The sequence below is a fragment of the Mycolicibacterium anyangense genome, from assembly GCF_010731855.1.
In the GTDB taxonomy this organism is placed as follows: domain Bacteria; phylum Actinomycetota; class Actinomycetes; order Mycobacteriales; family Mycobacteriaceae; genus Mycobacterium; species Mycobacterium anyangense.
Window position 1 is genome coordinate 4,534,038 of sequence record NZ_AP022620.1, and the last position, 23,356, is coordinate 4,557,393.

The 23,356-nt window shown below is 68.3% G+C and carries 19 protein-coding genes; 9 read left to right on the plus strand and 10 right to left on the minus strand.

Annotated features, from left to right (window positions below; translation table 11 throughout):
* Positions 1-12: 12 nt before the first annotated feature.
* Both G6N35_RS21495 and G6N35_RS21500 read left to right on the plus strand, forming a co-directional pair.
* Positions 13-954 carry an enoyl-CoA hydratase/isomerase family protein gene (locus G6N35_RS21495; protein WP_163806065.1) on the plus strand — a complete coding sequence of 314 codons (942 nt, stop codon included), beginning with the start codon at positions 13-15 and terminating at the stop codon, positions 952-954.
* A gap of 46 nt (positions 955-1,000) precedes the next feature.
* Positions 1,001-2,230, plus strand: a complete 1,230-nt coding sequence (locus tag G6N35_RS21500; RefSeq protein ID WP_163806066.1) for an HNH endonuclease signature motif containing protein — start codon at positions 1,001-1,003, stop codon at positions 2,228-2,230.
* Here G6N35_RS21500 and G6N35_RS21505 read toward each other — a convergent pair.
* Entirely contained in the window at positions 2,227-2,949 is a 723-nt protein-coding gene (locus G6N35_RS21505) for a GntR family transcriptional regulator (protein WP_163806067.1), read from the minus strand. The genes G6N35_RS21500 and G6N35_RS21505 overlap by 4 nt on opposite strands.
* Before the next feature lie 120 nt (positions 2,950-3,069).
* Positions 3,070-4,224 (minus strand): acyl-CoA dehydrogenase family protein, encoded by a 1,155-nt coding sequence (locus tag G6N35_RS21510; RefSeq protein ID WP_163806068.1) that lies wholly within the window; start codon positions 4,222-4,224, stop codon positions 3,070-3,072.
* A 75-nt stretch (positions 4,225-4,299) separates the two neighbouring features.
* On the opposite strand from G6N35_RS21510, the gene G6N35_RS21515 reads away from it, so the two are divergent.
* The 3 genes from G6N35_RS21515 to G6N35_RS21525 all read left to right on the plus strand — a co-directional run bounded on the left by G6N35_RS21515 (position 4,300) and on the right by G6N35_RS21525 (position 7,904).
* A complete protein-coding gene (locus G6N35_RS21515; protein ID WP_179967404.1) occupies positions 4,300-5,313 on the plus strand; it encodes a MaoC family dehydratase in 1,014 nt (337 codons plus the stop codon).
* Positions 5,314-5,427: 114 nt separating this feature from the next.
* Positions 5,428-6,612 carry a CoA transferase gene (locus tag G6N35_RS21520; protein WP_163806069.1) on the plus strand — a complete coding sequence of 395 codons (1,185 nt, stop codon included), beginning with the start codon at positions 5,428-5,430 and terminating at the stop codon, positions 6,610-6,612.
* Positions 6,606-7,904 (plus strand): amidohydrolase family protein, encoded by a 1,299-nt coding sequence (locus G6N35_RS21525; RefSeq protein WP_163806070.1) that lies wholly within the window; start codon positions 6,606-6,608, stop codon positions 7,902-7,904. The genes G6N35_RS21520 and G6N35_RS21525 overlap by 7 nt, the downstream gene beginning before the upstream one ends.
* Here G6N35_RS21525 and G6N35_RS21530 read toward each other — a convergent pair.
* The 3 genes from G6N35_RS21530 to G6N35_RS21540 are packed head-to-tail and all read right to left on the minus strand — an operon-like array spanning position 7,894 to position 11,047.
* Positions 7,894-9,057: an acyl-CoA dehydrogenase family protein gene (locus G6N35_RS21530; protein ID WP_163806071.1), complete on the minus strand. Its 1,164-nt coding sequence runs from the start codon at positions 9,055-9,057 to the stop codon at positions 7,894-7,896. The genes G6N35_RS21525 and G6N35_RS21530 overlap by 11 nt on opposite strands.
* The gene (locus tag G6N35_RS21535; RefSeq protein WP_163806072.1) at positions 9,057-10,166 is read right to left on the minus strand and encodes an acyl-CoA dehydrogenase family protein; all 1,110 of its coding nucleotides are present in this window, start codon (positions 10,164-10,166) and stop codon (positions 9,057-9,059) included. The genes G6N35_RS21530 and G6N35_RS21535 overlap by 1 nt, the downstream gene beginning before the upstream one ends.
* Positions 10,163-11,047 carry an alpha/beta hydrolase gene (locus G6N35_RS21540; protein WP_163806073.1) on the minus strand — a complete coding sequence of 295 codons (885 nt, stop codon included), beginning with the start codon at positions 11,045-11,047 and terminating at the stop codon, positions 10,163-10,165. Before G6N35_RS21540 ends, G6N35_RS21535 begins: the two co-directional genes overlap by 4 nt.
* A 148-nt stretch (positions 11,048-11,195) precedes the next feature.
* On the opposite strand from G6N35_RS21540, the gene G6N35_RS21545 reads away from it, so the two are divergent.
* Both G6N35_RS21545 and G6N35_RS21550 read left to right on the plus strand, forming a co-directional pair.
* Positions 11,196-13,133 carry a flavin-containing monooxygenase gene (locus tag G6N35_RS21545; protein WP_163806074.1) on the plus strand — a complete coding sequence of 646 codons (1,938 nt, stop codon included), beginning with the start codon at positions 11,196-11,198 and terminating at the stop codon, positions 13,131-13,133.
* Positions 13,134-13,142: 9 nt separating this feature from the next.
* Positions 13,143-14,168 (plus strand): alcohol dehydrogenase catalytic domain-containing protein, encoded by a 1,026-nt coding sequence (locus tag G6N35_RS21550; protein WP_163806075.1) that lies wholly within the window; start codon positions 13,143-13,145, stop codon positions 14,166-14,168.
* Here G6N35_RS21550 and G6N35_RS21555 read toward each other — a convergent pair.
* A complete protein-coding gene (locus G6N35_RS21555) occupies positions 14,158-15,804 on the minus strand; it encodes an amidohydrolase (RefSeq protein ID WP_163806076.1) in 1,647 nt (548 codons plus the stop codon). The two genes, G6N35_RS21550 and G6N35_RS21555, sit on opposite strands and share 11 nt — an antisense overlap.
* A gap of 203 nt (positions 15,805-16,007) precedes the next feature.
* Between G6N35_RS21555 and G6N35_RS21560 the strand changes: the two genes are divergently transcribed.
* Complete coding sequence (locus G6N35_RS21560; RefSeq protein WP_163806077.1) at positions 16,008-17,204, plus strand: alpha/beta hydrolase; 1,197 nt, start codon at positions 16,008-16,010, stop codon at positions 17,202-17,204.
* A 36-nt stretch (positions 17,205-17,240) separates the two neighbouring features.
* On the plus strand, positions 17,241-18,659 hold the full coding sequence (locus G6N35_RS21565) for a WS/DGAT/MGAT family O-acyltransferase (RefSeq protein WP_163806078.1): 1,419 nt from the start codon (positions 17,241-17,243) through the stop codon (positions 18,657-18,659).
* A gap of 2 nt (positions 18,660-18,661) precedes the next feature.
* On the opposite strand, the gene G6N35_RS21570 is transcribed toward G6N35_RS21565, so the two are convergent.
* From G6N35_RS21570 to G6N35_RS21585, 4 genes are read right to left on the minus strand one after another with little or no spacing between them, the layout of a single operon-like run.
* The gene (locus G6N35_RS21570) at positions 18,662-19,621 is read right to left on the minus strand and encodes a DUF8686 domain-containing protein (protein WP_246224453.1); all 960 of its coding nucleotides are present in this window, start codon (positions 19,619-19,621) and stop codon (positions 18,662-18,664) included.
* On the minus strand, positions 19,614-20,909 hold the full coding sequence (locus G6N35_RS21575) for an alpha/beta hydrolase (protein ID WP_163806079.1): 1,296 nt from the start codon (positions 20,907-20,909) through the stop codon (positions 19,614-19,616). Before G6N35_RS21575 ends, G6N35_RS21570 begins: the two co-directional genes overlap by 8 nt.
* Entirely contained in the window at positions 20,875-22,503 is a 1,629-nt protein-coding gene (gene fadD12, locus G6N35_RS21580) for an acyl-CoA ligase FadD12 (RefSeq protein ID WP_163806080.1), read from the minus strand. The genes G6N35_RS21575 and fadD12 overlap by 35 nt, the downstream gene beginning before the upstream one ends.
* A complete protein-coding gene (locus G6N35_RS21585; RefSeq protein WP_163806081.1) occupies positions 22,503-23,309 on the minus strand; it encodes a 1-acyl-sn-glycerol-3-phosphate acyltransferase in 807 nt (268 codons plus the stop codon). Before G6N35_RS21585 ends, fadD12 begins: the two co-directional genes overlap by 1 nt.
* Positions 23,310-23,356 lie beyond the last annotated feature (47 nt).

The window sequence follows — 23,356 nt, forward strand, 5'->3', positions numbered from 1 at the left end:
CGCCCGGGTCATATGCTGCTCGTCGACCTGGCAGACCCACCCCCGATCGGGCCGGCGGGGGTACCCGGAGTGGTGGTCGCGGTGGGCGAATCCGCCACACCGGAGTCTGAATTCTGGCTTGACATAGCCACATTCGCGCTCACCGATCGTGAACACGAGGATCGCCGGTTCGTGGCGGTCGACTCGATCGCCGACACCGTGGCCGAGCTGGAGCAGCGCTGTCGCCGCTGGCCGCATGCCAGTGCGGTCTGTGACGACGTCCTGCGCGCGGTCGACGTCGACGGACCGGCGTTCCCGGCGATCGTCACCGAATCACTGGCCTACTCGACGCTGCAGTCCGGCCCAGAGTTCGCCCGGTGGCTCGTCGAACGTGGTCCGAAGCAGGTGCCTGCGATACCGGATCCGGTGGTGGCCGAGCGAACCGGATCCACCCTGCACATCCGCTTCAACCGGGTGCAACGGCACAACGCGTTCTCCACCGACGCCCGGGCGCTGCTGTTGGAGGCTCTGACGGTGGCGCTGCTGGACGACACCGTCGACGAAGTGGTGTTCGGCGGCAACGGCCCGTCGTTCTGTAGCGGTGGCGATCTGGCTGAGTTCGGCGCCTTCGACGATCCGGCGAGTGCACACCTGGCGCGGACCCGGCACAGCCCGGCGCTGGCGCTCGACGAGCTGACTCGCCGCCTCGGGCGGGCCTGCCGGGCCGAGATACACGGCCAGGTGTTGGGTAGCGGATTGGAGATGGCGGCCTTCTGCGGCTGGGTGGCCTGCCATCCCGATGCGGTCCTCGGACTGCCGGAACTGGAATTGGGTTTACTGCCGGGTGCTGGCGGAACGCTGAGTGTCACCCGTCGGATCGGCCGTTGGCGCACAGCCTATTTGGTGCTCTCCGGCCGCACCATCGAGCCGGTGACCGCGCTGAACTGGGGTCTGGTCGACGAGATCTCTGCCTGACGGTCGGTCGCACAAACTTGTCGGTGGGTGATGCGAGGATGTGGTCATGTCCTCGTCGATGGTGGTGACCACACCCCAGCAGCGTCTTGAGGCGCTGTTTGCGGAGCTCTCGGAGTTGGCTGGTCAGCGCAATGCGATCGACGGGCGGATCGTGGATATCGTGGCCGAGGTCGAGCGCGAGGAGTTGTGGGGTGCGACCGGGGCGCGCTCGGTGGCCGCGCTGGTGGCCTGGAAACTGGGGGCGACATCAGCCAACGCCCACGCGATCGCCACCGTGGCTCACCGCAGTCAGGACTTCCCCCGCTGCGTGACCGAATTGCAGCAGGGCCGGCTGTCGCTGGATCAGGTCGCCGTCATCGCCGCCGGTGCAGGTGAGGGTTCCGATGAGCACTACGCCGAGCTGGCCGCGGTCGCCACCGTCCACCAGTTGCGCACCGCGATCCGCCTCGAACCCCGACCCGACCCCGATCCCCGGCCGCAGCCCCAACGCAGCATTACCACCACCAGTACCGACACCACCACCAGCTGGCGTATCACCCTGCCCCACGACGAAGCCGCGACGTTCGATACCGCCCTTAAGGCGCACCTCGACGCCCTGGTCAGCGAGTGGACGCGCGACCACCCCACCACGACACCCGACACACCGCCATTGCCCACCACTGTCGACGCCTTCCTGCAACTGGTCACCGACAGCTGGGACGCGCAAGCTACCCGCCGCCCGCACGGCCAGCACAGCACCGTCGTCGTGCACCTCGACATCGACAAGTCCGCCGCCGCACTGCATCTCGGTCCGCTGCTGCCCGATGCCGAGCGCCACTACCTGACCTGTGATGCCACCTGCGAAGTCTGGTTCGAACGCGACGGCCGGCCCATCGGGGCCGGGCGGGCCACCCGCACCGTCGACCGCCGGCTGCGCCGCGCGCTGGAACACCGCGACCGGGCCTGCGCGGTACCCGGCTGCAACAGCACCCGCGGCCTGCACGCCCACCACATCGTGCACTGGGAACACGGCGGACCCACCGAGCTGTCGAACCTGGTCCTGCTGTGTCCGTTTCACCACCGCGCCCACCACAACGGCACCATCACCATCACCGGCCCCGCCGACCAGCTCGTCATCACCGACAGCGACGGCGATCCCCTCACCGAGGCGCCGATTGCCCACACACCCACCCGACCGCCACCGGATGTCCCGTCCTACCCCGGCCCGACCGGCGAACGCGCCCAATGGTGGTGGTACCAACCCTTTCAGGCCCACCCTCCACCGCACAGCAACTAGCTCGAGCGCCGCAGGGTGACCCGATAGGTGTACTGCTCGGGCAGGAAATGGCTCACCGACAACTCGACCGGAGTGCCACTGGTATCGGAGTAGAGCCGGTCGACCCGAAGCATGGCATGGCCCGGGTCGCAACCCACCGCGTCGGCCACCGACTGTTCAGCCGGTGCGACCGTGATCAGCTGTGCTGCTTGGTCGATCGGCTCACCGAGGTGGGGTTCCAGGACCCCGATGACGGTGTTGGTGCCGACAGCTCCAGTGATCAACGCGGGGGAGTCGAGGACCAGGCGGGCCACCGGCTCGGGCAGGTGCACCGTGGTGAGCACGAACGGGACACCGTCGTGGAAACGGCGGAACACCACGGTGTAGACCACGTCGTGGTCCAGGCCCAGTCGGCTTGCCGCGTTGACATCGACCCGCCGCGAAAGGCCCTGCAGCACTTCCATAGTGGTGTCCTGAGACAGATTCATCAGGTCCTCGATCGAACCCAGCTGGCGCAAGTATCCCCGGCCGGTGGCGTAGGTGCCCCGCCCGGGTACCCGGTACACCACGCCATCGGCGACCAGGTCCTGGAACGCGCGACGCACGGTTTGGCGGGACACCCCGTACTCGGCGACCAGTTCAGACTCGGTGGGCAGCCGGACACCGTCGGGATAGGCCCCGGCAGCGATGTCCTCACGCAACCGTCTCCGCAAAACCTGATACGCCGGTTCGGGTTTCATGGCATCACATGCCTCCCACGTCTGATGTCGGCATCACATGCCTCGCCCGTCTGATGTCGGCATCAGATGCCTCGCCCGTCTGATGTCGGCATCAGATGCCTCGCCCGTCTGATGTCGGCATCAAATGCCTCCGCGGGCCACCAGCTGCCCGGCGATGACGTTGCGCTGGATCTCGTTGGTGCCCTCGCCGACGATCATCAGCGGTGCGTCACGAAAGTAGCGCTCGACGTCGTACTCCGTCGAGTAGCCGTAGCCGCCGTGGATGCGCACGGCATTCAACGCGATCTCCATGGCGACCTCGGAGGCGAACAGCTTGGCCATGCCGGCCTCCATATCGCAGCGCTGCCCGCTGTCGTACTGCTCGGCAGCGTGGCGGGTCAGCTGGCGGGCCGCTGTCAGCTTGGTGGCCATATCCGCGAGGTAGTGGCCGATCGCCTGGTGTTTCCAGATCGGCTGCCCAAAGCTCTCGCGGTCCTGTGCATAGGCAAGCGCGTCCTCGAGTGCGGCGGTGGCCACTCCGAGGGCGCGGGCAGCGACCTGAATGCGGCCGGTCTCAAGGCCTTTCATCATCTGGGCGAAGCCCTTACCCGGCTCACCACCGAGGATCGCCGACGCGGGCACCCGGCAGTCCTCGAACACCAACTCGCAAGACTCGACACCCTTGTAGCCGAGCTTGGGCAGGTCTTTGGAGACCGTCAGACCGTCGGTGGGTGATTCGACGAGGACCACCGAGATCCCGGTGTGACGCGGCTTGGCCTGCGGATCGGTCTTGCACAGCAGAGCGATCAGCCCTGAGCGACGGGCGTTGCTGATCCAGGTCTTGGCGCCGTTGATCACCAGGTGGTCGCCGTCGCGGCGGGCCACACACGTCATGGCCTGCAGATCGGAACCCCCGCCGGGCTCGGTCAGCGCCATGGTCGCCCGCAGGTCACCGGTCGCCATCCTCGGTAGGTACGCGCGCTTCTGCTCCTCGGTACCGAAGATCTCCAGCAGTTTGGCTACTACGGTGTGCCCGCCCATTGCGCCGGCCAGGCTCATCCAGCCGCGGGCCAGTTCCTGGGTGACCTCGACATAGCAGGGCATCGACACCGGAGAGCCGCCGTATTCCTCGCTGACCGCCAGGCCGTAGATGCCGATCTGCTTCATCTGCTCGATCCACGCCTCGGGGTAGGTGTTGGCGTGTTCGATGTCGCGGACGGCGGGCTTGACGTCGCGGTCGACGAACGCCCGCACCGTGTCCACGAGCATCGTCTCTTCATCGCTGAGGGTTGTCATCGGGATACGCTCCATTGCCTCGAAATGTACGGCCATATTGACATGCCGCGCGCAGAACTGCCAGCATGTGCGACTGTGACTTTGTACGGCCATATTGGCGCAGGCGAGGCGGGCGGCCCCTATTTCGACGACCTCGTGGTGGGTCAGGTGTTCGACTGGGCGCCGTCGATGACGCTGACGTCCGGTGCGGCGGCCTCCCACCAAGCCATCCTCGGTGACCGGATGCGCCTGTCGTTGGATGCCGAACTCGCGCACGCCGTCGTCGGGGCCACCGGACCGCTGGCACACCCGGCGCTGGTGTGTGACGTGGCCATTGGCCAGAGCACGCTGGTGACGCAGCGGGTCAAGGCCAACCTGTTCTACCGCGGGCTCACCTTCTATCGGTATCCGGTCATCGGTGACACCCTGTTCACCCGCACCGAGGTGGTCGGGCTGCGGCAGAACAGCGTCAAACCGGGGCGGCCATTGACAGGTCTGGCAGCGCTGCGGATGACCACCATCGACCAGATCGGCCGGCTGGTGCTGGACTTCTACCGCTGCGCCATGCTGCCGCTGAGCCCCGATGCGTCCGACACCGGACATGCCGACGATTTGTCGAAGATCGGCGCAGATCTGGCGTCCCCGCCCGACCCGACCGCCGACTGGAACGCGGTGGCCTTCCGCGAGCGGGTGCCCGGGCCGCACTTCTACCCCGATATCGCCGGATCGGTGCTGCGCAGTACCGGAGACGTCGTCAGCTCTGCCCCCGAACTTGCCCGCCTGTCGTTGAATATTGCTGCAACACATCATGATTCGCGTGTCGGCGGCCAGCGGTTGGTCTATGGCGGTCACACCATCGGGTTGGCGCTCGCCCAGGCAACCCGGTTGCTGCCGAACCTCGCCACGGTGCTGGACTGGGAGTCGTGCGACCACACCGGGCCGGTCCACGAAGGTGACACGCTCTACAGCGATCTGCACGTCGAAGCGGCCGAAGAGTTGCCCGGTGAGCGGGGAGGCATCCTGCGGCTGCGATCGGTGGTCTATGCGGTGGCCGCCGGCGGCGAGGATCGGCAGGTCTTGGACTGGCGGTTTCGCGCGCTGCACTTCTGAGGTCCGACGCCGAGATCGACGTTGTGCACGTCGGCTCTCGCAGTTGTGCACCCGTTCGTCGGTTTCGGCGAAGCGGGGCGGGGCGAAAAGGGGGCGGGGCGGGACAATGAGTCGGTGAACGACTCCTCGACCGGCTGGGCCGCCAGCGGGCTGGCCTGGCTCACGGGGTTCGCCGACGGACCGCCCGACCACTCCCGGGCGGCGGTGGCCACCCGCGCCGAGAGTCTGGCCGCCAGACTGTCGGCGGCCTGGCGACTGCGCGTCGATGCGGGCTGCCTGCTCACCGGCCGCGCCGCGCTGCGGGGATTGCATCGCGCGGGCCGCACCTCGGCCGGTGGCGCGACCCGGTTGCTGCCCACCGCCGACGGGTGGTGTGCATTGACCTTGTCGCGCCCCGACGACATCGGAGCCGTCCCCGCACTCGTCGAGGCTGACGACGTTCCCACCGACCCGTGGACCACCGTCACCGAATGGGCCCGCACCCACGCCAGCGACGCCGTGCTCGAGCGCGCCGTCCTGCTCGACCTGCCGGTAGCCCGCCTCGGTGAGACGGCGCCCGGCCCGCCGCGAAACACCCCGCTCGGCCCTGCGTCATCGCCGCGGGCCGCGGCCGGCCTGCTGGTCGCCGACCTCACCTCGATGTGGGCAGGCCCGCTGTGCGGACAGTTGATGGCCAGTGCCGGTGCCACCGTGGTGAAGGTGGAGAGCCCGCACCGCCCTGATGGCACCCGGGCCGGGGATCGACTCTTCTACGACTGGATCAACCAGGGAAAGCTCTCGTATGCCATCGATTTCGACCGTGACGCCGCTCGGCTGAAGGCGCTGTTGGCGGCCGCGGACGTGGTGATCGAAGGATCCCGGCCCGGGGCGCTCGCACGCCGGGGACTGAGCCCGCACGCCCTGGCGGGGCCACCGGGACGGGTCTGGGTGCGCATCACCGGCCATGGTGCCGACTCGCCGCGGGTCGCCTTCGGGGACGACGCCGCCGTGGCCGGTGGGCTGGTGGGCGCCAGCGGCACCGGGCCGGTGTTCTGTGGTGACGCCATTGCCGACCCCCTCACCGGTCTGGAAACTGCTGTGGCAGTGTCAGATTCGCTGTCGCGGGGCGGGGGTGAGCTCATCGAGGTGGTGATGTCCCAGGTGGCCGCCACGTATGCCGCGCTGCCCGCCGAGCCCGCGGGTGGCTGCGAGGCCGCGCCGCCGCAGCCACCGCCGCCGGCACCGCCGGCTGCCGGGCTCGGGGATGACAATGCCCGCGTCGACGCTCTGGTGGCCCAGAAGGGCGTTGCGCCATGCTGATTCAGCGCGCCACCTTGCTAGACGGTCGCGCCGTCGACATCCGCATCAGCGACCGGATCGATGCGGTCAGCCCGTCGTTGGCACCGCGGCCGCATGAGTCGGTGTTCGACGCCGCGGGCGGCACCCTCATCCCCGGCCTGCACGACCACCACGTCCACCTGCGGGCCGCGGCCGCGGCGCTGGACTCCGTCCAGGTCGACCATGCGCACGTGTCGGGCCGGGCCGGGCTGGGCGCGGCACTGGCGGCGGCCACCGTCGGCTCCGACGGCTGGATCCGGGCCGTCGGCTATCACGAGTCGGTGGCCGGGCCGCTGGACCGCACGGTGCTCGACGAACTGCTGCCCGCGGTTCCGGTGCGCATCCAGCATCGCAGCGGGGTGTTGTGGATGCTGAACTCCGCCGGCCTGGCCACCGTCGGCATGCCGGACCATCCCGACGGCAGGCTGCGCAGCTATGACGATTGGTCGCAGGCCGTCGCCCGCCGTGACACCCCGCTGACCCCGCTGAGTCAACGGCTCACGTCCTACGGTGTCACCGGCGTCACCGACGCGACACCCGATCTCGACGCCGACGCCGTCGTCGCGCTCACGCAGGCCCACGGGCACGGCGAACTGCGCCAGCACGTGCACTGGCTGGCCCCCGGTAAGCGGATCCTGCACGACGACTCACTCGACCTCGACGAGCTGACCGACTGGATCGCGGCCCGGCACCGGGAGGGGCCGGTGGCCGTGCACTGTGTGACGGCAAGCCAACTCGTGGTGACACTGGCCGCGCTGGAGGCTGCCGGGTGCCGTCCCGGTGACCGCATCGAGCACGCCGCGGTGGTACCTGTCGAGAGCCTGCAGGATCTTGCCCGGCTCGATGCGGTGGTGGTCACCCAGCCGAACTTCGTGGCCGAACGCGGCGATCAGTACCTGGTCGACGTCGCGGCGCACGACCAGCCCGGCCTGTGGCGACTGGCCTCACTGCGCAGCGCCGGGGTGCGGGTGGCGCTGTCGACCGATCTGCCGTTCGGCGGTGCCGATCCGTGGGCGGCGATGCGGGCGGCGGTGCACCGCACCACCGGCGCCGGGGCGGTGCTGAACTCCAGCGAATGTGTCACGCCCGCAGCGGCTTTGGCGATGTTCTGCGGGCATGCCGACCAGCCGGACAGACCCCGCACCATCGAGCCCGGACAGCCGGCCGACCTGTGCGTACTGGCCGCCCCGCCGGGCGAGGTCCTGGCCGCACTCGACGCCGACCTCGTCACCGCCACCGTCATCGGCGGCCGGCTCTACGAAGTCAGGAGCTAGTCGGCAGATCCCGGAACGCGGTGCTGCGGTATGGCTCGGGCTCCTTGGGCAAACCCAGCACCCGCTCGCCGACAATATTGCGCTGGATCTGGTCGGTGCCCCCGCCGATCGAGGTGAAGTAGGCGTTCAGCGCGCGGAACGTCACAGCGTCACCGATCGGGTGGTCGGGTCCGCTCAGCATCGACTCCGGGCCGACGATCTCGGTCTGCACCCGTGCGGTCTCGTGCAGGATCCGTGACATCGCGATCTTGCCCAGCGCCAGCAGGGTCGCGGCCTCGGCGCGGTCACTGGTCGCCTTGGCGCGCTGGGTGTTCCACCGGTTGACCGCCGCGTAGCCCTCGACCCTGGCGATCTCCTGGCGGATGTGCGCATCGCTGAGAGTGCCGGCTTGGCGTGCCATCCCGATCAGGCTGTCGTTGTCGGCCTGCGGCTTCTTGGCCGAGCGGGAGGTCCGGGCCAGGTCGCCCATCAGGCGGCGCTCGTAGGCCAGCGCCACCTGCAGCACTGACCAGCCGCCGCCCGGCTCACCCACCAGGTTCGCGTCGGGTACGCGTGCGCCGGTGATGAAGACCTCGTTGAACTCGGACTCGCCGGTAATCTGGTGGATCGGCCTGATCTCCACCCCGGGCTGGCGCATCGGGAACATGAAGAAGCTGATTCCGTTGTGCTTGGGCACATCCCAGTCGGTTCGCGCGACCAGCAGGCCGTAGTCGGCGGACTTCGCGAACGACGTCCACACCTTCTGACCGTTGACCACCCACTCGTCGCCATCGCGGTCGGCCCTGGTTCGCAGGCCGGCCAGATCCGATCCGGCGCCCGGCTCGGAGTACAGCAGGCACCACTTGCTCTCGCCGCGGATCGACGGCGGGATCAGCCGGTGCTTCTGCTCCTCGGTACCCAGGTCGTGCAGCGTGGTGGCGAACAGATTGGACCGGTCATGACCCGTCCCCGGCGCGCCAACGGCGGCGAATTCGGCTGCGACGATCCGTGATTGGCGATCGGTGAAGCCGCGGCCCCACCACTGCGGTTCCCAGCTGGGCACGGCCAGTCCGGCCGCGAAGACCAGCTGCGCCCAGTCGCCGCGCGCCATCGCCGGATCCCAGTTCGCCGCCAGCCAGGCGCGGATGTCGTCGCGCACCTCGTCGTCGGTCATCACTGCGCCTCCCGTAGCCGGATGTAACGTTCCCGATGCCAGGCCGGGTCGCCGAAGATCTGGGCGTCGGTGCGTGCCCGCCGCAGGTAGAGGTGGGCCGGGTGTTCCCAGGTGAACCCGATGCCCCCATGTACCTGGATGTTGGTGGCCGCGGTGAACACGAACGCATCAGAGCAGAACGCCTGTGCCAGAGCCAGATCGGCGATCCGGTGGGTATCTGCGGCGTCGAAGGCCGCTGCCACGTGGCGGGCCGCCGACAGCGCGGACTGCGCCTCCAGCAGCATGTCGGCGCACAGGTGCTTGATGGCCTGGAAACTGCCGATCGCGCGACCGAACTGGAACCGTGTCCTGGCGTAGTCGGCGGCCATCTGCGTCACGCGGATCGAGGCACCGGCCTGCTCACCGAGGAGTGCGATCGAGCTGCGGTCCAGTGCGTCGTCCAGTGCGGCAGAACCGCTGTCGATGGATCCGACCAGTCGGGCCGGTGTCTGATCCAGTGTCAGCCTGCCCTGCTTGCGGGTCTGGTCGACGGTGGTCAGCGGGCTGACCGCCAGGCCGGGCGCATCGTGGTCGACGGCGAAGATCCCGGTGCCGGCCAGGACGTAGAAGCGCTGTGCGGCGGTGGCGTCGAGCACGTACGTCTTGGCGCCGGACAATCGCCAGGACGCGCCATTCGCCGTCGCGGTGGTGGCCGACTCGGCAGGCGGCCGGGCGTGACCTGGCTCAGCGTGCGCCACGGTGGCGATCAGCTCCCCGGTGGCGATCCTGGGCAGCGCGTCGGAGTTCTCTTCCGAATCGCCCAGGGCGACAAGCAGGTTCGCCGTCAGCACCGAGGATAGGAAGGGGGCGCACAGCAGCGCGGCGCCCATCTGTTCGGACACCACCCCGAGTTCGGCGGCACCAGCCCCAGCACCGCCGAACTCCTCGGGGATCACCAGCCCCGGGATGCCCATCGCGGCAAGCTCGGCCCACACGGCCGGGTCATGACCGCGATCGTCGGCCATCAGTCGCCGTACTTCGCTCTCCGGTGAGCGTTTGGCCAGCAGGTCGGCCACCGCCTCGCCGAGGTCGCGCTGTTCGGTGCTCAGTGTGGGGGTCACGGTGCTCATGAGAGATGCGGCCGCAGGCTGGCGCACTGGCTGTCGAAGAACGCCCGCGAGATCGACGCCTTGGGGGCGATCCCGTCGAAACCGTGGAAGGCTCCGGGCACCACATGCACCTCGCACGGCACACCGGCGTCCTGCAGCCGTTGCGCGTAGGCGAGATCCTCATCGTGGAACAGGTCCAGGGTGCCGACGCCCAGCCAGGCCGGGGGCAGACCGGCCAGGTCGGCACGGCGGGCGGGGACGGCGATCTGCGGGTCGGCGCCGCCGAGGTAGGACTGCCAGCCGTAGCGGTTGCTGGTGGCGTTCCACAACCGGTGACCGGGGTCGTGCAGGTGCTCGCCCACAGTGCGGTCGTCGAGCATCGGATACACCAGCACCTGGAACACGGGGGCGACCTCGCCGCGGTCGCGGGCCAGCAGTGCCAGGGCCGCCGTCAGGCCGCCGCCGGCGCTCGCCCCGCCGATCGCGATGCGGTCGCGATCGGCGCCGGGCAGGTCGGCCAGCCAGGTCAGCGCGGTGTAGCAGTCCTGCAGCGGCGCCGGGTAGGGATGCTCGGGGGCCAGCCGGTAGTCGACGGAGGCCACCGTGATCCCCAGCGCGGCGACGAACCGGCGGCACAGCGCGTCGTCCTGGGCGGCGGTCCCGATGACGTAGCCGCCGCCGTGAATCCATAGCAGCGCACCGGTGGTGGTCGTGGCGCCGGCGGGCCGGTAGAGCCGCACCCCGACACCCGAGGGCAGGGTCAGCACCTCGACACCGTCGTTGTCGACGCGCATCAGCCCGGTGATCCTGCGCAGGGCGGGCGTCGTCAGGCCGGAGATGAGCTTGCGGGGGACGAACCGCGCGGCACTGCGCAGTTCGTGATGGATGTCAGTGTTGGACACCTGTCGAGTATGGCCCGCGGTCGCAACGCCGTCGCGGCTGCCCCCGGGTGAGACGGCCCTTGCTCGCCGGTGGGCCGCGACGTATCGTGAGGTCCGCTATTACGGAACTCCGCGTAGCGTAATTGCGGAGGCGGTGAGAGGACCCGGTATGACCCGCAATCCCTATGCCGGCCAACCGTTCACGTCGTCCGACGAGGAGATCGCCGCGGCGTTGGAGCAGGTCAGCATTCCCACCCTGCTGCTGTCGCTGGTGCACATCACCGGCGATCCGCGCTACATCCGCGAGTTCCACCAGGCCGGGTTGTTCCTCAACGAGGTGCAGGGCTTCATGTCCGAGGAGGACAAGGCCAAGGCCCGCGCGCTGGCCCTGCCCGTGATCGCCGACTACCGCGACCGCGGCTGCCCGGGCCCGGTGCCGCTGAGCTCCGAGCTGATCGGCGAGATGCTCGACTGGGCGGCGTGCGAACACGTCGACGCCGAATACCAGCCGATGGTTCTCGAGGAGATGGACCTCGAGGGCGTCGACCCGCGGCGCCCCGCCGCACTGGATCCCGCCGCCACCGCCGACTTCCCGGTCGTCGTGATCGGCTGCGGGGAGTCGGGTCTGCTCGCGGCGATCCGGCTCAAGCAGGCCAACATCGGGTTCACCGTGATCGAGAAGAACGCCGGTCCTGGCGGAACATGGTGGGAGAACAGCTATCCCGGCGCGCGCGTCGATGTGGCCAATCACTTCTACTGCTACAGCTTCGAGCCGTCCAACAACTGGTCGCACTACTTCGCCGAACAGCCGGAGTTGCGTGCCTACTTCGAGTCGGTGCTCGATCGGCATGCGCTCAACGACAACGTACGCTGGGAGACCGAGGTGGTCTCGGCAGTCTGGAACGACGCCGACGGCAGCTGGCTGGTGACGGTCCGTGGCCCCGACGGTGCCGAGTCGCAGCTGCGGGCCCGCGCGGTGATCACCGCGGTCGGACAACTCAACCGGCCACAGATCCCCGACATCGAGGGCGCAGATACCTTCGCGGGCCCGGCGTTCCACTCGGCGGCCTGGGATCACACCGTCGACCTCGCCGGCAAGCGGGTCGCCCTGATCGGGGCCGGTGCCAGCGGATTCCAGATCGCCCCCGCGATCGCCGATACCGTCGAGCATCTGACGGTGTTCCAGCGCACCGCGCAGTGGATGTTCCCCAACCCGATGTACCACGACAGCGTTCCCGAAGGCGTGCGCTGGGCGATGGACCACCTCCCGTTCTACGGCCGCTGGTACCGGTTCATCCTGATGTGGCCCGGTGCCGACAAGGGTTTGGACGCAGCACGTTCGGATCCCGGCTACACCCATCCCGATGACCCCGATTACGCGGTCAGTGAGATCAACGCGATGGCCCGGCTGATGTTCAGCGACTGGATCACCACCCAGGTCGACGGAGACGACGAGCTACTGGCCAAGGTGCTGCCGGACTATCCGGCCACCGGCAAGCGCACCCTGCAGGACAACGGAACCTGGCTGAAGACCCTGCGCCGCGCCGACGTCGAGCTGGTTCGCACCCCGATCGAACGGATCACCCCGACCGCAGTCGTCACCGCCGACGGTGTCACCCACGACGTGGACGTCATCGTGTACGCCACCGGTTTTCGGGCCACCGAGGTGTTGTATCCGCTGACCATCACCGGCCGCGACGGGGTGGACCTGCGCACAACGTGGGGGTCCCGTCCGGTGGGCTATCTGGGCGTCACCGTCCCGGGCTTCCCTAACTTCTTCATGCTCTACGGCCCCGGCAACCATCTGGCGCACGGTGGAAGCCTGATCTTCAACTCCGAACTGCAGATGCGCTACGTCAACCTGCTCCTGGCCGAGCTGATCGGCAAGCACCTGCATTCCATCGAGCCCACCACCGAGGCCACCGACGACTGGCATCGCCGCCACCAGGCCGAGATCAAGACCATGGTGTGGGCGCACCCGTCGATCAAGCACTCGTACTTCAAGAACGCCGACGGCGAAATCCACACCGTGAGTCCCTGGCGGCTGCCGGTGTTCTGGGGCGCCGTCCGCGAACCCGACTGGTCGAAGTTCGTCGTGAGGAACTAGGAGACTCCCATGCGCGCGGTGCTCATCGAGACCCCCGGGTCGGTGCGGGTGGACACCTGGCCCGACCCGGTGCTTCCCGGACCGGACGCTGCGATCGTCCAGGTCAGCGCGACCGCGATCTGCGGCTCGGACCTGCATTTCTACGAGGGGGATTACCCGTTGTTCGCGCCCGTCTCGCTCGGTCACGAAGCGGTCGGCACCGTGGTCGAGGTCGGCCCGGATGTGCGGACGGTCAAGGTCGGTGACCAGGTCCTGGTGTCCTCGGTAGCGGGATGCGGCGGCTGCATCGGCTGCGCCACCAAGGACCCGACCCGGTGTGTGTCGGGCCCGCAGATTTTCGGCTCCGGCGGTCTCGGCGGTGCCCAGGCCGAACTGCTGGCCGTCCCGGCCGCGGACTTCCAACTGCTGCGCATACCCGAGGGCATCGGCACCGAACAGGCTCTGCTGCTCACCGACAATCTGTCGACCGGGTGGGCGGGCGCCAAGCGGGCCGATATCCCGTTGGGTGGCACCGCGGTGGTGGTCGGGCTGGGCGCGGTGGGTCTGTGTGCGGTGCGCAGCGCGCTATTCCTCGGTGCCGCACAAGTTTTCGCTGTCGACCCGGTTCAGGAACGCCGGGACCGGGCTGCGGCTCTGGGTGCGATACCGCTTCCGCCGCCCGCTCTGTCCGCTGTCATGGCGGCCACCGGGGGCCTGGGGGCCGACTCGGTGATCGACGCGGTGGCCAGTGACACCTCGCTGGACGATTCGATCGCGACGGTGCGCGCCGGCGGCACGGTCTCGGTGATCGGGGTGCACAATCTCAACCCGTACCCGTTCCCGGCGCTGGCGTCCCTGGTGCGCGGCCTGACCGTGCGCTGGACCACCGCGCCGGTGCAGCAGACCTGGCCCGAACTGATCCCGCTGCTGCAGAACGGCCGCCTCGCCGTCGACGGCATCTTCACCACCCGGCTGCCGCTGGATCGCGCTGCCGAGGGCTATGCGGCCGTCGCCTCCCGCTCCGGCGAGCACGTCAAAGTGCTGCTCACGCCGTAGCGGCGCGGTAGACGGTCTGCCCCTCCTTGACGGTCTCCACCACACCGATGTCCTTGATGGCCATCGGATCCACGGTCAGCGGATTGTCTTCCAGCACAACCAGATCGGCGAGCTTGCCGACTTCCAGCGAGCCCTTCTGGTCGGCCTCGCGGTACTGGCGGGCGGCGTTGATCGTGATGGCCTTGATCGCCTCCAGCGGGGTGACCCGCTGATCGCCACCGATGAGCGCCCCGCTGCGCGATACCCGGTTGACTGCCGTCCAGACCACGAACATCTGATCCAGCGGCGTCACCACGAAGTCGGTGTGGTTGGTGGGCTGCAATCCGAGATCGATCGCCGCCCGCATCGGGGACAGGAAGTGCGCCTGCTCAGGGCCGCGCAACTGGACGTGGGCATCACCGAAATAGAAGGCGTGTGAGGTGAAGAACGACGGGATGATCCGGTAGTCGACATAACGCTGCAGTTGGTCGCGCCGTACGAACTGGGAGTGCACCATCACCGTCAGCCGGTCGCGGCGCAGGTCGTCGGCGGCGGCGAACTCGTGGGCGGCCAGTGCGACGTCGATGGCGGCGTCGCCGTTGGCGTGTATATCCAACGGAAGCCCCAGGTCGTAGACCTGTTTGAACCACCCGTTGACGGTGTCCTGGGAGAACCCGAGCTCACCGCGCCAGTTGTGCTGACCGTCCGGGCCGTCGGTCAGGTACGGCGTGCTGAAGTAGGCGGTGCGCCCTTGCGGTGAGCCGTCCAGCGTCACCTTCACCCCGCCGAGCTTGACCCGGTTGCGGTAGCGGCCGAACTCTTGTGGCGGATGGCTGCGTAGCACCTCGTCGAGTTCCAGGATGAACGGGTAGGCGACGACGTCGATCAGATTCGCACCGCCTTCGGCGGCCCGGTAGATCAGCTCCACATCGGCGGCATGGGTGGCGCCTTCGTGTGCGGTGGTGATACCCGCGGCGGCGTACAGCAGCTGACCGGCTCGACTCCAAGAGATTTCCTGTGCAGCAGTGGGTTTGGGCATGGCGGCGAAGATCGGCAGGAATGCCGTCTCCATCACCAGGCCATCCGGTTCGGTCGATCCCGGCTTGCGGACGATCACCCCGCCGGGCGGTGTGGGGGTGTCTGCGGTGATGCCGAACATCTGCATCGCCGCGGAGTTGAGCACCGCTCCGTGCATCGACACATGGCCCACCACCACCGGGTTGTCCGGGAACTCGGCGTCGAGATCTTCCTTGTGCAGGGCTCGCCCGCCCGGCATCAGCGTGTCGTCGTAGCCGTAGGCCACGATCATCTCGTCACGCGGTATCCGCTGCGAGTCCCGGAACTTCTTGAGCTCCTGGATGATCGCCCCGACGTCGGCACCGGGGCCGGCCGGTGGTGAGAAGACGTTGACCTGGTTGGCCACCGTCAGGGAGTTGATGTAGTGGCTGTGCGGGTCCAGGAACCCCGGCAGCAGCGTCGCACCGGCCAGATCGACCACCCGGGTGTCGGGTCCCTGCTGGCCTGCCAGCACTTCGTCATGGCCGCCGACCGCGACGATGCGTCCGTCGCGTACCGCCAGCGCCTGCGCCGAAGGGTTGGTGTCGTCGACGGTGACGATGTCACCGCCGACGTAAACGGTGTCGGCAGCTGTGGCCATCTGGACCTCCCGGGGGTCGACCGAAAGTGTAGGCCAGCAGCGGGCCTCCTGCGGCTCGGAATCACCAATCGCGGCAAACACCCCCGTGCTGGGTAAGCCAAGGGACCACACGGACCTGGCGGCCGGATGGCCGGCGGCAGCAAAGATGAACGGTTCGGTGTGATTACCGTTTCCGGCCGGGGAGTTGCGGGTACGCTCGCGCCATGACGGGACGACCGTGGGACCGGCTGAGCTGGATGCTCGAAGCCGGGCCCGCCGACTACGCCTTGGCGATGAGTGTGGCCACCGCCCAGTTGCCGGTGATCGGGCGGCACCTCGAACCGCTGGGCGCCGCGACCGCGATGAGTGTCTGGGGCTACCGCCATCTGCCGGACTTCATGCAGTCGACCGCCCGGTCCTGGCTGGCCCCGGGAGCCGGGCAAACCCGAAAGTCGCAGCGGGTGAGTACCCACGAGGTGTCCGACGCCGGGCTGCGCGGTGTGGTGGCTGCCGAGGATCTGCAGATCGACTGGCCGGCACCGGACCGGATGCCACCGCTGTGGAAGGCCTTCGAGCATCGCAAGCTGCTCTACCGCTCCGGGGTGCGCTACGGCAACCATCCGGCGCAGCGGCTCGACGTGTGGCGGCGCAAGCACCTGCCTGTCGAGCCCGCGCCCGTGCTGCTGTTCATCCCCGGTGGCGCCTGGGTGCTCGGTACCCGCATGCTGCAGGGGTACGCGCTGATGGCGCATCTGGCCGCCAAGGGCTGGGTGTGCCTGTCGATCGACTACCGGGTGGCCCCACACCACCCGTGGCCCAACCACATCCACGACGTGAAGACCGCCATCGCCTGGGCCAGGGCCAACGTCGACCGTTTCGGCGGCGATCGGGATTTCGTTGCGGTGGCCGGTGCGTCGGCGGGTGGCCACCTGGCCGCGCTCGCCGGTCTGTCCATCGACGACCCGCACTATCAGGCACACCTACCGGAGGGTTCGGACACTTCGGTCGACGCCGTCGTCGGGATCTACGGCCGCTACGACTGGGAGGACAGGTCCACCGACGAACGGATCCGGTTCGTCGAGTTCCTGGAGCGGGTGGTAGTCAACAAGCGGCTCGACCAGCACGGTGAGGTTTTCCGCAGTGCCTCACCGATCGCGCGGGTGCACTCCGAGGCGCCGCCGTTCCTGGTGCTGCACGGATCGGCCGACACGGTCATTCCGGTCGACCAGGCCCGCGGATTCGTCGAGCGGCTGCGTGCGGTCTCGCGATCCCCGGTGAGTTACGTCGAGCTGCCCGGTGCCGGGCATGGTTTCGACATGGTCGACGGTGCCCGGACCGGCTCGGCGGCCACCGCAATCGGCTTGTTCCTCAACCACATTCACCGTGACCGAACCAGGATGGCTGCCCGAGAGGTCATCTGAGCGGTCGCCGAGATTGTCCGGTGTGGAGGTGCAGCGGTGAAAAGGCTCAGCGGCTGGGACGCGGTGCTGTTGTACAGCGAGGCCCCCAACGTTCACATGCACACCCTCAAGGTGGCGGTCATCGAGTTGGAGGATCTCGGCGGCCGGACCTTCGGCGTGGACGAGTTCCGCGAGGTGTTGCGGGGGCGGCTCTACAAGCTCGACCCGTTCCGCTACCAGCTGGTGGACATTCCGTTCAAGTTCCACCACCCGATGTGGCGGGAGCACTGCGACGTCGACCTCGACTACCACATCAGGGGTTGGCGGGTCGCGCAGCCGGGCGGACGCCGCCAGCTGGACGAGGCGATCGGGCAGATCGCCAGCACGCCGCTGGATCGCCGCCGGCCGTTGTGGGAGATGTACTTCGTCGAGGGGCTGGCCAACGGCCGTATCGCGGTGGTGGGCAAGATCCATCACGCACTGGCCGACGGCGTGGCATCGGGCAATCTGATGGCGCGCGGCATGGATCTGCAACAGGGTCCGGACCCGGGCCAGGCCTACCGCACCGACCCCCAACCCCAGCGTGGCGAGCTCATCCGGTCGGCCTTCGCCGACCACCTGCGCCAGATCGCGCGGGTGCCTGCCACGATCAAGTACACCGCCGACGGTCTGGCTCGCGTCCGGCGTAGCTCGCGCAAGCTCTCGCCCGAACTCACCATGCCGTTCACTCCGCCGCCGTCTTTCCTCAACCATGTGTTGACGCCCGAACGACGTTTTGCAACAGCAACTTTGGCGTTGGCTGAGGTAAAGGAGACCAGCAAGCACCTTGGTGTGACGATCAACGACATCGTGCTGGCCACCGCCGCAGGTGCGCTACGGACTCTGCTGCTGCGCTACGACGGTGTCGCCGACCATCCGCTGCTGGCCTCGGTGCCGGTCAGTTTCAACTTCGATCCGGATCGGGTGTCGGGCAACTATTTCACCGGGATGATGGTGGCGCTGCCGGTCGAGATCGACGACCCGCTGGAACGGGTGCGCCACACCCACGACGCGGCCGTCACCGCCAAGGAAGCACACCAGCTGGTCGGGCCGGAACTCATCAGCCGGTGGGCGGCATATCTTCCGCCTGCACCTGCCGAGGCGTTGTTCAAGAGGTTGTCGGCCAAGGACGGTCAGAACAAGGTGATGAACCTGCCGATCTCCAATGTGCCCGGGCCGCGCCAGCGCGGCAGGGTCGGCGGAGCGCAGGTGACCGAGATCTACTCGGTGGGTCCGTTGACAGCGGGCAGCGGTGTGAACATCACGGTGTGGAGTTACGTCGACCAGCTCAACATCTCGGTGCTCACCGATGGGGCCACCGTCGGCGATCCCCATGAGATCACCGACGCGATGTTGACGGCGTTCGCGCAAACACGTTTGGCGGCAGGGCTTTCCGACGAATTGACCGTGGTCGAGTCGGCAATGGCGCAGGCCTGACGTCAGGCCGGGACCACTGTGTCGGGGTCATCGGCCTCGGCGGCGGGGGTCTGGCTGTGGGCCTCCCCGGGTTCGTCGATCGATTCGGTGGTGTCGGTACGTTCGATGCTCAGCTGATGGCGGAACCCCAGGAGCACGCTGGTGATCAGCGAGATCGAGATGATGGCCTCGGCGATGAAAAACGATCCGAAGTCGATGATCGAGCCGATCGGTGGGCTGCCGGGAACCGCATTGCGCAGCGGGATCAGGGCGAACAGGATGGCGGCCATCATCGAACACGCCGGGAAGATCAACCCCCGCCGCCAGTGCAGGACGTAAAAGGCGGCTGCCACCGCGGCGGCCGACAGACCGAGCATCAGCACCATGATGAACACCGCGAACACCAGGGTCGGTGCGCTGCGGTGGATGCCGAGCCGGATCAGCGTGCCGCCGCTCGAGGAGGTGGCCTTGGCGGTGTCGATCTGGAAGAACAAATCGGTGTTCATCACCGTGACGGCGGTCGGTAGTTCGGTGCCGTCGCCGTCGATGACGTGCAGCTCCATCGTCGACTGATACCGGTCGAAGGGGTAATTGGTGACATGCCCGGTCATGAACATGCGCTGTTCGACATCGGGTGCGGAGTCACCGGCCTTGATCGGGTCGCGCCAATTGCCGACTGCGTTGGTGAACAGCGTGGCGTCCTTGGCGAAATTACCTGAGTCGTCGGCCAGTGAGCCAAACGGGCGGACATCGGTGACGGTCATCGAGTAGGCCTGGCCGGCGGTGTCGATCTTGGTGATCCAGGCGGTGACCTCGACCCGGTTCGGGTTGTCGAAGTCACCGAAGTCGGTCACCTGGTCGGTGTTGCTGTTGCTGACCAGGAAGCCGCTGACGCTGGCGGCGACGATGATGGCGAGCACCGCGCCGAAGCCGAGGATTCGCCGGACACTGATGCGCCGCACCTGCCGGAGACGCTCACGCATCGGTATTGTCCCCCTTCGGCATCCGGCTGGCATACACCCACGACAGGAACTGGCCGACCGCCTCGGCGGAGCTGTGTGCCCGGGGCGTGGAGAAGATGTCGAACGCATGCTGAGCGCCGGGCAGCTCGGCGTAGAGCACCTGCGACTGGGACACCGTGCGCAGTTCCTCGACGAACTCGCGGGCCTCAACCACGGGGATCAGCGAGTCATGCTCGCCGTGCAGGATGAAGAACGGCGGGGCATCAGGACGCAACCGGCGGATCGGGGAGGCGTCGACATAGATGTCGCGGAATCGGCTGAACTGGCGCTTGACCACCAGCCGCTCGAGGTAGCCGATGAACTCGCGGCGTCCGCTACCGCGGGTGGTGTACCAGTCGTAGCGCCCGTAGACCGGTACGGCGGCCACCACCGAGGTGTCGGCGCTTTCGAAACCCGGTTGGTACTGCGGATCGTTCTGGGTCAGGGCCGCCAGCGCAGCCAGATGACCGCCGGCCGAACCACCGGTGATCGCAACGAAATTCGGGTCGCCACCGTATTCGGCGATGTGGTCTTTGACCCAGGCCAACGCCCGCTTGACGTCCACGATGTGGTCCGGCCAGGTGTGGGCGGGGCTGACCCGATAGTTCATCGCCACGCAGATCCAGCCGCGGTCGGCCAGATGGCTCATCAGCGGGTAGGCCTGCGGGCGGCGCCAGCCCAGTGCCCACGCGCCGCCCGGCACCTCCAGCAGCACCGGAGCCTTACCGTCCGTGGGCAGATCGCGGCGGCGCCACACGTCGGCCAGGTTGGCTCGCCCGTGCGGCCCGTAGGTGACGATATTGGTCTTCTCCACGAACTTTCGGCGCGACCAGGTGGTGCGCCACGCCGTCGGGCGCCCCGTCGGCGACGGTGTGGTCGGCAGGGTGTCCAGGACATCGGCGAAGTCTTCGCCGAGACCGTCCACCAAGGCCGCGCGCAGTACCGGGCGCGGGGTGGTGAGGTTGCGGCGCTGGATCGCGGCCAGGAACCCCCAGGACAGCGCGGTCAGCCCCAGCGCCACCAGGCCGCGCCGGCCACGGAAGTCGCCGCGCAGTCCGCGGCGCGCGGCGTCGAGCATCGACCCGGCGGCGTAGAACGCCGGCAACTCCGAGGTGGGCCAGCCAACCCAGAATACCGCCAGAGTCGGGTAGCCCCGGCGGGCCAAAGGGCGAAATCCGTTGGCGGCATTGGCCAGTTCGACGATCGAGCGCAGCAGCGGCCGCGGTCGGCGAAGCTCAGCGATCAGGCGTGCGGAGGGCGAGGAGTTCATTACGTAGAATCTTGCCAGTGCTGCCGCGAGGCAGCTCGGTCAGGATGGTGATCTCCCGCGGGACTTTGTAGTTGGCCAGGTTCTCCCGGACGTGCGCTTTCAGGTCATCGGGGGTGGCGACGGCGGCTTCGGTGAGCACCACGAACGCCACCAGCCGCTGCCCGTACTGCTGATCGTCGACGCCGAGCACGGTGGCCTCGGCCACCTCGGGATGGGTGGTCAAGGTCTTCTCGACCTCGATCGGGTAGACGTTCTCGCCGCCGGAGACGATCATCTCGTCGTCGCGCCCCACGACGAACAACCGCCCGGCTGCGTCCACCCGGCCCAAATCGCCCGACGACATGTAGCCGTCGCGAAAGTCCTTGGTGGTGCCCGAGGTATAGCCGTCGAACTGGGTGTCGTTCTTGACGAATATCCGGCCCACGGTTCCGGCGGGTACCTCGTTGAACTCGGCGTCGTAGATCCGGATCTCGGTGCTCACGGCCGGGGTGCCCGCGGTGTCGGGGGCGGCCCGCAGGTCCCGCGGTGTGGCGGTCGCGATCATGCCCGCCTCGGTGGCGTTGTAGTTGTTGTAGATGACGTCGCCGAACCGGTCCATGAAGGCGATCACCACGTCGGGGCGCATCCGGGAGCCCGAGCAGGCGGCGAACCGCAGGGTACGGCCGCTGTAGCGGTCGAGCACCTCCTCGGGCAGGTCCATGATGCGGTCGAACATCACCGGCACCACGCACAGCCCGGTGGCCCGGTGCTCGTCGACCAGCGCCAAGGTGGCCTCGGGGTCGAACTTTCGCCGGGTCACCACGGTGCACGCCATCGCGGAGGCGAACACGAGTTGGGAGAACCCCCACGCGTGGAACATCGGCGCCACCACCACCGTCGTCTCACCCAGGCGCCATGGGGTGCGGCGCAGGATCGCCACCAGATTGCTCGCCCCGCCGCCGGAGTGTTTGGCGCCCTTGGGTGTTCCGGTGGTTCCTGACGTCAGCAGGATCAGCTTGCTGGTGCGGGTTGCCTTCGCCGCGCGCTGGCCGCGGTGGGTGGTGACGAGCGCCTCGACAGTGGGGGCGTCGGTGGCGGTGTCGGTCCAGGCCAGGATGCGCCGCGCGGCCGGTTGGTTGGCCAGGGCCTGGTCCACCGAGGCGCTGAACTCCTCGTCGTAGATGACGGTGTCGACGCCTTCGCGGTTGACCACCTCGGCCAGCGCGGGACCGGCGAAGGCCGTGTTGAGCAGCAGCACGTCGGCGCCGATGCGGGTGGTCGCGATCAGTGCTTCGACGAAGCCGCGGTGGTTGCGGCACATCACCCCCACCACCTGCGGTGTGCCGCCCGGTAGATGCTGCAGCGCGGCGGCCAGGGCATGGGAGTCGGCGTCGAGCTCCCGCCAGGTCAACGTCCCGAGTTCGTCGATCAGGCCGGGGCGGTCCGGGTACCGCGCTGCCGCGGTGGCGAAACCCGTTGTGATGGAGAGACCTTCGTCACGGGCGGCCGCGATCATCCGCAGCGTCCGGTCCGGGCGCATCGGTGTCAGGAACCCGGCCCTGGCCAGCGTGGTGACAGCGGCACCCACGGCGGTGAGCCGCGGCAGGGGGTTCATCAGCCGATCACCGGCAGCCGGCGTTCTTTGGCAAGCTCGTCGAGAGCCTGCTGCATGACGCGGCGGACGTACGCATCGACGGCGTCGATGTCGGGTTCGGCACCGAACTGCTCGGCGATGTCGATCGGTTCGAGCACCTGGGTGACGATCTTGGTGGGCAGCGGCACGTTGACCGGCAGCACGGCACTCAACCCGAACGGGAAGCCGAACGAGATGGGCAGCACCTTGCTGCGCAGGATCTTGTCCAGGCGCAGCAGCTTGGCGAGCCCGGTGCCGCGGGACAGGTACAGCTGGCTCTCCTGACCGCCGATGGCGACAGCGGGAACGATCGGCACCCCGGCGTTGAGGGCTGCCTTGACGTACCCAGTCCGGCCGTCGAAGTCGATCCTGTTCTCCTGCAACGTCGGCCGGTAGACGTCGTAGTCACCGCCAGGGAACACCACCACCACGCCGCCGGAACGCAACGCCTGCTCGGCGTTGGCGGCGTTGGCGCGGATGAATCCGTTGCGGATGAAGAAGTCGGCGGTCGGACCGGTCATCAGCATGTCGTGGCTGAGCGTGTAGACCGGCCGGTCGTAGCCGAAGGTGTCGTAGAACCCGAGCGCGAATATCGGCACATCCATGGCGAACAGGCCGCCGGAGTGGTTGCTGACCACCAGGGCGCCGCCGTGCGGGAACGACTCCAAGCCGCGGACCTCGCTGCGGTGGTAGAGCCGCAGGAACGGCCGAAGGACCGACATGGTGCGCTCGACCAGCTGAGGATCCCACTTCGCGGTGTCGCCGCGGGTCGCCTCGCGCGCGCCCATACCGGCCTCCTGGAGGAAATGGAACGTGTTCTAGTTTCCGATCGTAC

Coding starts and splice junctions, on each gene's coding strand:
- G6N35_RS21495 (WP_163806065.1), top strand. CDS start 13: ATGCTGCTCGTCGACCTGGCAGACCCACCCCCGATCGGGCCGGCGGGG.
- G6N35_RS21500 (WP_163806066.1), top strand. CDS start 1,001: ATGTCCTCGTCGATGGTGGTGACCACACCCCAGCAGCGTCTTGAGGCG.
- G6N35_RS21505 (WP_163806067.1), bottom strand. CDS start 2,949: ATGAAACCCGAACCGGCGTATCAGGTTTTGCGGAGACGGTTGCGTGAG.
- G6N35_RS21510 (WP_163806068.1), bottom strand. CDS start 4,224: ATGACAACCCTCAGCGATGAAGAGACGATGCTCGTGGACACGGTGCGG.
- G6N35_RS21525 (WP_163806070.1), top strand. CDS start 6,606: ATGCTGATTCAGCGCGCCACCTTGCTAGACGGTCGCGCCGTCGACATC.
- G6N35_RS21530 (WP_163806071.1), bottom strand. CDS start 9,057: ATGACCGACGACGAGGTGCGCGACGACATCCGCGCCTGGCTGGCGGCG.
- G6N35_RS21535 (WP_163806072.1), bottom strand. CDS start 10,166: ATGAGCACCGTGACCCCCACACTGAGCACCGAACAGCGCGACCTCGGC.
- G6N35_RS21545 (WP_163806074.1), top strand. CDS start 11,196: ATGACCCGCAATCCCTATGCCGGCCAACCGTTCACGTCGTCCGACGAG.
- G6N35_RS21550 (WP_163806075.1), top strand. CDS start 13,143: ATGCGCGCGGTGCTCATCGAGACCCCCGGGTCGGTGCGGGTGGACACC.
- G6N35_RS21555 (WP_163806076.1), bottom strand. CDS start 15,804: ATGGCCACAGCTGCCGACACCGTTTACGTCGGCGGTGACATCGTCACC.
- G6N35_RS21560 (WP_163806077.1), top strand. CDS start 16,008: ATGACGGGACGACCGTGGGACCGGCTGAGCTGGATGCTCGAAGCCGGG.
- G6N35_RS21570 (WP_246224453.1), bottom strand. CDS start 19,621: ATGCGTGAGCGTCTCCGGCAGGTGCGGCGCATCAGTGTCCGGCGAATC.
- G6N35_RS21575 (WP_163806079.1), bottom strand. CDS start 20,909: ATGAACTCCTCGCCCTCCGCACGCCTGATCGCTGAGCTTCGCCGACCG.
- fadD12 (WP_163806080.1), bottom strand. CDS start 22,503: ATGAACCCCCTGCCGCGGCTCACCGCCGTGGGTGCCGCTGTCACCACG.
- G6N35_RS21585 (WP_163806081.1), bottom strand. CDS start 23,309: ATGGGCGCGCGCGAGGCGACCCGCGGCGACACCGCGAAGTGGGATCCT.